At 76.5% G+C, this 8,124-nt stretch carries 3 protein-coding genes; all 3 read left to right on the top strand.

Annotation, left to right across the window (positions count from 1 at the left end; genetic code table 11):
* Window positions 1-2,237, top strand: a 2,237-nt coding sequence (locus tag PYV61_RS16645; protein WP_275833627.1) for a BamA/TamA family outer membrane protein, incomplete at its 5' end; no start/stop codon positions are given.
* A 200-nt stretch (window positions 2,238-2,437) separates the two neighbouring features.
* On the top strand, window positions 2,438-7,051 hold the full coding sequence (locus PYV61_RS16640) for a translocation/assembly module TamB domain-containing protein (RefSeq protein ID WP_275833625.1): 4,614 nt from the start codon (window positions 2,438-2,440) through the stop codon (window positions 7,049-7,051).
* Window positions 7,052-7,115: 64 nt separating this feature from the next.
* Window positions 7,116-8,048 carry a diacylglycerol kinase family protein gene (locus PYV61_RS16635; RefSeq protein WP_275833623.1) on the top strand — a complete coding sequence of 311 codons (933 nt, stop codon included), beginning with the start codon at window positions 7,116-7,118 and terminating at the stop codon, window positions 8,046-8,048.
* Window positions 8,049-8,124 lie beyond the last annotated feature (76 nt).

Below are 8,124 nucleotides of genomic sequence, written 5' to 3'. Positions count from 1 at the left end.
CCGCGCCGACGCGGCGGGTGAGGCGCGCGCTCGCGGCCGCCGCCCTCGCCCTCGCGGCGCCGGTGGCGCCGGCCGCCGCGCAGGACCGCTTGTGCGAGGCGGGGGACCGCGAGGTCCGCACGCTGCGCTTCGAGGGGAACCGGGCCTTCAGCGACGAGGAGCTCGGGCTGGTCGTCGTCACGACGCCGTCGTCGGTCGCCAGCCGGCTGCGCATCCTCGGCACGCGGCGCTGCCTCGACCCCGACGAGTTCCCGCGCGACCTGCTGCGCCTGCAGGCGTACTACCGCCGCCGCGGCTACCCGCGCGTGAAGGTGGACACGACGGTGCGCACGCTCTCGCCGGGCGCGGTCGCGGTCACGTTCACGGTGGCGGAGGGGTCGGCGCTGCGCCTCGACTCGGTGGGGATCGCGGGGCTCGACGGCGTGCGCGGCGGCGCGGCCATGGCGCGCGACTTCCCGCTGCGGCGCGGCGCGGTGTTCGACCGCAACCTGCTGGAGGCGGGGACCGACTCGATCCTCACCCGGCTGCGCGACGCCGGCTACCCGCGCGCCGACGCGCTCCCCGAGTGGACGACCGACACCGTCACCATGGCGGCGGCGGCGACGGTGCGCTTCCTCCCGGGGCCGTTCACGCGGCTCGGGCGGGTCGCGGTGGTCGTCGACACGACCGGCGGGCGGCAGCCGCGCATCCCCGAGCCGGTGGTGCGCCGCACGCTCGGGCTGCGCGCGGGCGACGTGTTCAGCGCCTCCGACATCGTCGAGGCGCAGCGCACGCTCTACCAGACCGACGCCTACCGCCGCGTCGAGATCCGCGTCGACACGGCGTCGGGGACGCCGGACTCGGTGGCGAACCTGGTGGTGACGCTCGCCGAGGGGGACCTGCGCGCCGCGCGCGTGTCGGCCGGGTGGGCGACGCTCGACTGCTTCCGCACCCAGGGCGACTTCACCAGCTACTACTTCCTGCCGCGCGCGCAGCGGCTGGAGCTGACCGCGCGGCTGTCGCGGATCGGGATCGGGGAGCCGCTCGGCGGGGTGCCCGACCTGTGCCCGCAGGCGCGCGACGACATCTACAGCGACAAGCTGAATTACTACGCCGGCGCGACCGTCCGGCAGCCGCGCCTGTTCCGGCTGCGGCGCGTCCCGTCGCTGACGCTGTTCACGTCGCGCCAGTCGGAGTACAACGCCTTCCGCCGCACGACGGTCGTGGGCGCCCTGCTGTCGGTGGCCAGCCGCGCCGGCTCGCGGCTCCCGAGCACGCTCACCTACCAGCTGGAGCTGGGCGGCACGACCGCGAACGCCGCGGTGTTCTGCGCGCTGTTCTCGGCGTGCGACCAGGACGCGCGTAACTTCCTGGCGCGGCGGGTGCCGCTCGGGGCCATCGGCTACGCGCTGGTGCGCGACCGCACCAACGACCCGCTCAACCCGACCGGCGGGTCGCAGCAGCGGCTGACGCTGCGCCACTCGTCGGCGTTCACCGGCTCCGACCGCTCGCAGCGCTTCAACAAGGCGGTGCTCGACGCGTCGTGGTACCGCGGCTTCGGCGAGGGGTCGCTGCTCATCGCGCACGTGCAGGGCGGGGCGCTGTTCGGCGGCGCGCCGCCGCAGGAGCGCCTCTTCGCTGGCGGGCCGACGACGGTGCGCGGGTTCCGCCAGAACGAGCTGGGGCCGGTCGTCTACCTCGTGCAGAGCTACGACACCCTGGCGATCCCGGGGCTCCGCGACACGCTCTACCTGGCCGACCCGCGCGACGACCGCGTCGACCGCACGGTGCCGGTGGGGGGGAACACCTCGTTCGTGGCGAACCTGGAGGCGCAGTTCCGCAGCCCGGTGCTGCCCTCGCTCCTCTCGCTGGCGGTGTTCACCGACGCCGGCGCGGTGTGGGACCGGAAGGTGAAGACCGCCGACGTCCAGGGGCGCCTCCGCTTCACCCCCGGCGCCGGGGTGCGCATCCGCTCTCCCTTCGGCGCGATCCGGATCGACCTGGGCTACAACCCGTACGACCCGATCGGCGGGGCGGCCTACTACATCACCGAGTCGGGGGAGCGCGGCAACGGCTCGGGGCAGCAGGAGCTCTACTGCGTGGCGCCGCTCAACGACCTGGTGGTCCGCCCGACGCGCCCCGGCGACGTCTACCCCGTCCAGGAGCGCGGCGCCTGTCCCGCCGAGTTCCGGCCGCCCGGGGGGCGCAGCTTCTTCCGCCGGCTGAACCCGAGCATCTGGATCGGGCAGGCGTTCTGACGACCGGGTCGGGCGGGAGCCGGGACGGCGGGAACGGATGAGGCGGGAACGGATACTACGGGAGCGGAAACCGCGGGTGCCCCGAGACTGGCCGCCGCCGTTCGCGTAGTATCCGGTCCCGCCGTTCCCGCTCCCGCCGTTCCCGCTCCCGCCGTTCCCGCTCCCGCCGTTCCCGCTCCCGCCGTTCCCGGCCGCCCCCCTTGCCTCGCCGTCGCACCGTCGCCCTCGCCAGCGCCGCCGGCCTGCTCGCCCTGTGCGTGCTGGCGGTGGCACTCGTCGTCGGGGTGACGCAGTCGGGGGCCGGGCAGGAGTGGGTGCGCACGACGCTGCTCGAGGTGATCGCCCCGCGCGTCCGCGGCACCCTCTACGTCGGGCGCATCAGCGGCAGCTTCCTCGGCGGCGTCACCGTCGACTCGGTGGTGCTGCGCGGCCCCGACGACTCGCTGTTCGTCGCCGTCGGGCGGGTGCGCGTGTGGTACGACGTGCGCGACCTCCTCGACCGCCGCGTCCTCCTCCGGCGCGTGGAGGTCGAGCGTCCCGTGGTGCGGCTGTCGCAGGCCGAGGACGGGACGTGGAACTACAAGCAGGTGCTGCAGGGCGGGCCGCCGGGCGCGCCGCGGAGCGGGCGGGGGTTCGGCGACTACATCGTCGTCGACTCGGCGGTCGTCACGGGCGGGTCGTTCCAGCTCACCCTCCCCTGGCACCCCGCCGACTCGCTGAAGGGCGCGCGGCGCGACAGCGCCGTCGCCGCCGCGCTGGGGCGGAAGGACGCCGACATCCGCCGCCGCGGACGGAACTTCGCGCGCACCTGGAAGTGGACCGACGGCGCCGTCGCGCTGTCGTACGTGCGGCTGGCCGACCCCGACACCGCCGGGCGCCGCTTCGTGATCGGGCGCCTCGACGTGAACGAGAGCGACCCGCCGTTCCGCTGGCGCAACGTGCGCGGCGACGTGCGCTGGCTGGGCGACAGCATCTGGGCCGAGGTGCCGCACTGGGACCTCGCCGGCTCCACCGGCACCGGGCGCGCCAAGATCGTCTGGGGCAGCGACCTCCCCATGCGCTACGACGTGCGCGTGGTCGGCGACTCTGTCTCGCTGCGCGACGTGGCGTGGGTGTACCCGACGCTGCCGCGCACCGGCGGCGGGCGGATGCGGCTCTCCATCCGCAACGACCCGCGGAACCTGCGCGTGATCGACTACGCGCTGAGCGACATGGACGTGCGCACGACCGGGTCGCGGCTGCGCGGGGCGATGACGTACGGCGTCGGCGGGCCGGTGCTGGTCGTGAAGGACCTCGACCTGCGCGCCGAGCCGGTGGACTTCGACCTGCTGCGCGCGCTCGCCGGCGGGCCGTTCCCCTACGACTGGCAGGGGACGATCACCGGGACCGTGAAGGCGCGCGGCGGCCCGCTCAACCGCTGGCAGCTCGACGACGCGCGCTTCACCTACGCCGACCGCAACGTGCCCGGGGCGGTGACGCGCGGGTCGGCACGCGGGGGGCTCGACATCCTCTTCCCCGCGTTCACCAAGTTCCGCGGGCTGGCCGTCGACGTGGCGACGCTCGACCTGCGGACGCTGACGTACCTCAACCCGAACTTCCCGCGCATCGGCGGGACGGTGGCGGGGCGCGCGACGCTCGACTCGTCGTGGCTCGACGTGCGCTTCCGCGACGCGGTGCTGACGCACGTCGACGGGCCGGCCGCGCCGTCGCGCCTCGCCGGCGCCGGGCGCGTGACGTTCGGCGACGTCTTCATGACGTACGACCTGGCGATGCAGGCGCAGCCGCTGTCGCTCGACGCGCTCGCGCGGTCGTACCCGATGCTGCCGCTGCGCGGGCTGGTCTCGGGGCCGCTGCAGGTGGCCGGCACCGTCGACGCGCTGCGCGTGACGACCTCGCTCACCGGCGACGCCGGCACGCTGCGCTTCGACGGCACCGTCGACGCCTACGAGCCGGCGTACGGCGCCACCGGGACGTTCGGCGTCGCCCAGCTCGACCTGCGCCGCCTGCTCGCCGACACGACGCTGCCGGTCACGTCGCTGACGGCCGACGGCTCGGTGAACGCGGTCGGCGCCACCGCGGCGGACCTGGGCGGCACGCTCGCGCTGCGGCTGCAGCGGTCGGTCGTCGACGGCGCGCGGCTGTACGGCGGCGAGGCGCGGCTGGCGTTCCGCGACGGGCGGCTGCTGGTCGACACGCTCGACGTCGAGAGCACGGCGGCGCGGCTCACCGCGGCGGGCGCGCTGGGGCTCACTGCCGCGCGCACCGACACGCTGCGCGTGCGCGCCTTCGCCGACTCGCTGGGCGGGCTGCGCCGCTGGCTGATGCCGGCCTCCCTCGCCTCGGCCGGCGTCGCGACCGCCGCCGCCGACTCGCTGGGCGGGACGCTGCGCCTGGAGGGCACGCTCGTCGGCACGATCGACACCACGGCCGCGTCGCCCGGCCTCGCGCTCGCGGCGCGCGTGTCGGGGGAGGAGCTGGCGTACGGCGCGTCGCGCGCCGCGCTGGCGGACGTCGCGATCGACGCCCGCGACCTGCTGCGCGCGGCGACGCTCTCGCTCACGGCCAGCGGCGACTCGCTGCTCGCCGGCGGCCTCGCGCTGTCGCGCGCCGAGGGGCGGCTGGTGCTCGACGCGTCGCGGGCCGGGGACTGGTCGGTGCGCGCCGGCAGCGACTCGGGCGCGGCGCTCGCGGTGGGCGGCCGCGCGCGGCTCGCGACCGACAGCTCGGTCGTCCTGGTGGACAGCGCCCGTCTCGCCGTGGCGCACCGGCACGAGTACCGGCTGGCGGTGCCGGCGGTGCTGCTGGCGCGCGCGGCCGGCGTCGAGCTGACGCTCGACTCGCTCGTGCTGCGCGACGGAGCGGGGGCGCGCATCGCCCTCGGCGCCGCCGTCCGCGACACCGGCGCCATCTCGGGCGCGCTTGCGCTCGACGCGGTGCCGATCGCCGACCTGGCGCACGCCGCCGGGCTGGCCGCCGCGGCGCGGGCGCCGGGGACCGCCGGCACCGCTCCGGCCGCGGCCTACGACGGGCGGGTGACGTTCGGCGCGCGGCTCGCCCGCGCGCGCGCCGCGCCGCACCGCGACCTCCGCGCCGAGGCGCGCGACGCGACGCTGGTCGGCGTGGCGGTGGAGCGCGTCTCGATGGAGGGCCGCTACGCCGACCGGCGCATGGTCGCGGAGCTCGGGCTCTTCCGCGGCGGCGCGCGGCTGCTCGGCGCCACCGCGGAGCTGCCGGTGGACCTCGCGCTCGTGCCGGGGACGCGGCGGCTCCCCGACGACACGCTGAAGGGGAGCGTGCGCGCCGACTCGCTCGACCTGGCGCTGTTCGGCGCGGTGGTGCCGGGGCTGCGCGACGTCGCCGGGCGCATGCGCGTCGGGCTGGACCTCGGCGGGACGTGGGAGCGGCCGCGCCTGTTCGGTGCGCTGCACCTCGACGGCGGCGCGGCGACCGTGCTCCCCGCGGGGATCCGCCTGCAGGCGCTGGCCGCCGACGTCGCGCTCGAGGGGGACAGCGTGGCCGTGCGCCGCGTGTTCGCGCGCAGCGGCGGGGCGGGTGACACGCTCGCGCTCACCGGCTTCGTGCGGCTCACCAGCGCCGACAACCCGACGTTCGGGCTGCGGCTCGCGGCGCGCAACTTCCTCGCGATCGACCGCCCGCGCCTCGCCACGCTCTGGCTCTCGACCCCGGAGCCCGTGCGCATCGAGGGGCCGTACCTCGGCGCGGTGGTGCGCGGCGCCGTGCGCGCCGAGCGCGGGCGCGTCTACATCCCCGAGCTGATCGACAAGCGGATCGTCGACCTGAACGAGTACCGCGACGTCGTGGACACCACCGTCGGCCAGAACCGGCGCCTCGTCCCCGCGCCGTCGGCGTTCGTGGAGCGGCTGACGCTCGACGACGTGCGGCTGGAGGTCGGCGACGACGTCTGGCTGCGCTCGCCCGAGGCGAACATCAAGCTCGGCGGGTCGCTGGCCGTCACGCGCGCCGTCGGCCGCGGGCCGGGGCTCGGAGTCGGCAGCCGCGACCAGTCGCAGCTGGCGCTCCTCGGCGCGCTCGGCGTGACGCGCGGGACGTACCGGCTAAACCTCGGCTTCGCGCAGCCGATCTTCGACGTCGAGCCGGGGACGCTGCGCTTCTTCGGGACGCCCGACCTCAACCCGACGCTCGACGTGCGCGCGGTGCACGTGGTGCGGCAGGCGCGCAGCGGCGTCACCAACCGCCCCGACGTGCGCGTGCAGGTCAACATCGGCGGCACGCTGAACCAGCCGACGCTCCGCCTCTCCAGCGCCGATACGCCGCCCGTCCCCGACACCGACCTGGTGAGCTACCTCGTCACCGGCGAGCCGGCGTCGGCGGTGCTCGGCCAGACGCAGGGGCGCGAGCAGGGCGCAGCGCTCGCGCTGCGCCTCGCCGGGAGCCTGCTGTCGGGCGCGCTCACGCAGGGCGGCCCGTTCGACGTCGTGCAGGTGCAGACGGCCGGCGCGTCGAGCGACGCCACGGGCTTCCTGCGCAGCAGCGGCAGCATCCTCTCGCGCACGCGCCTCGGCGTCGGCGGGCAGCTGGGGCGCCGCACCTTCTACACGTTCACGACGGGGCTCTGCGGCCTCAACTCGCCGACCGACGCCGGCGCGCTCTCGCTGTTCGCGAGCGGGCTGGGGTTCAAGATCGAGCGCCGCCTGACGGCGACGCTGAGCGTCGAGGTCGGCCTCGAGCCCGGCTCCGTGCAGCAGGCCTGCCAGCCGGGGCGCTCGACGCGCTCGTACCAGCAGACGCCGACGCAGGGCGGCATCGACTTCTTCCGGCGGTGGAGCTTCTAGGAGGCGCGCGGCCCCTCGACGCTCGACGCTCGACGCTCGACGCTCGCTTCGTCCGGGCGGCCGCGTGAGCGTCGAGCGTCGAGCGTCGAGCGATGTCGCCACACGGATCTCCTCCGTCCTCCTCATCGTCAACCCCGCCGCCCGCCAGGCCGCGGCGCTCGAGTCCGAGGCGACCGGGGCGTTCACGCGGGCGGGCGTCGCGTGCGCGGTGCGGCGGACGGAGCGCGCCGGGCACGCGGCCGAGCTGGCGGCGGCGTGCGGGGAGGTCGACGCCGTGTTCACGCTCGGCGGCGACGGGACGGCGATGGAGGTGGTGGGCGCGCTCGCCCACGGCGACGTCCCGGTCGGGATCCTCCCCGGGGGGACGGGGAACCTGGTGGCCCGGACGCTCGGCGTGCCGCTCGCCGTCCCCGACGCCGTCGCCTCGCTGCTGCGCGGGCGGGTGGCGCGGGTGGACCTGGGGGTCGTCGAGGCGGAGGGGGCGGGGGCGCGGCGCTTCGCCTTCGCGGCCGGGGTCGGGATCGACGCGCGGATGATCGAGGAGACGCCGGCCCGCTGGAAGCGCCGGCTCGGGGTGCTGGCGTACGCCCTGACGGCGGCCCGGGCGATCGTGGCGCGCGACCGGTTCGCCGTGCGCGTGGTCGTCGACGGGGGAGAGGAGATCCGGCGGGACGCGGCGGCGGTGATGATCGTCAACTTCGGCGCGGTGCTGGGCGACCTGTTCCGCTTCGGCCCCGGGATCGAGGCCGACGACGGGCGCCTGGACCTGTGCCTCTTCTCCCCCGACACGGTGGGCGACGCGGTCCGCGTCCTCTGGCGGCTGTCCCGCCGGGACTTCCGCGACGACCGCTGCCTCCTCTACCGTGCGGGGCGGGAGTTCCGCGTGGAGACCGCGCCGTCGCGCGCGGCCCAGGCGGACGGGGAGCTGCTCGGACGCACGCCGCTCGTGGCGCGCGTGGAGCCGCTCGCCGCCACCCTCCTCGTGCCCGCCTCGTGACCGCCGCGCCGTCGCACCCGTCGCCCGCCGCCCCGCCCGCCGCGCGCGCCCTCGACGCGGGCGCGGTGCTGGCGGC

Origin of the sequence: Roseisolibacter sp. H3M3-2 (assembly GCF_029211165.1) — a bacterium.
GTDB lineage: Bacteria > Gemmatimonadota > Gemmatimonadetes > Gemmatimonadales > Gemmatimonadaceae > Roseisolibacter.
Note: the sequence above shows the minus strand (reverse complement) of the source record. Positions and strands in the feature narration are given on the sequence as shown.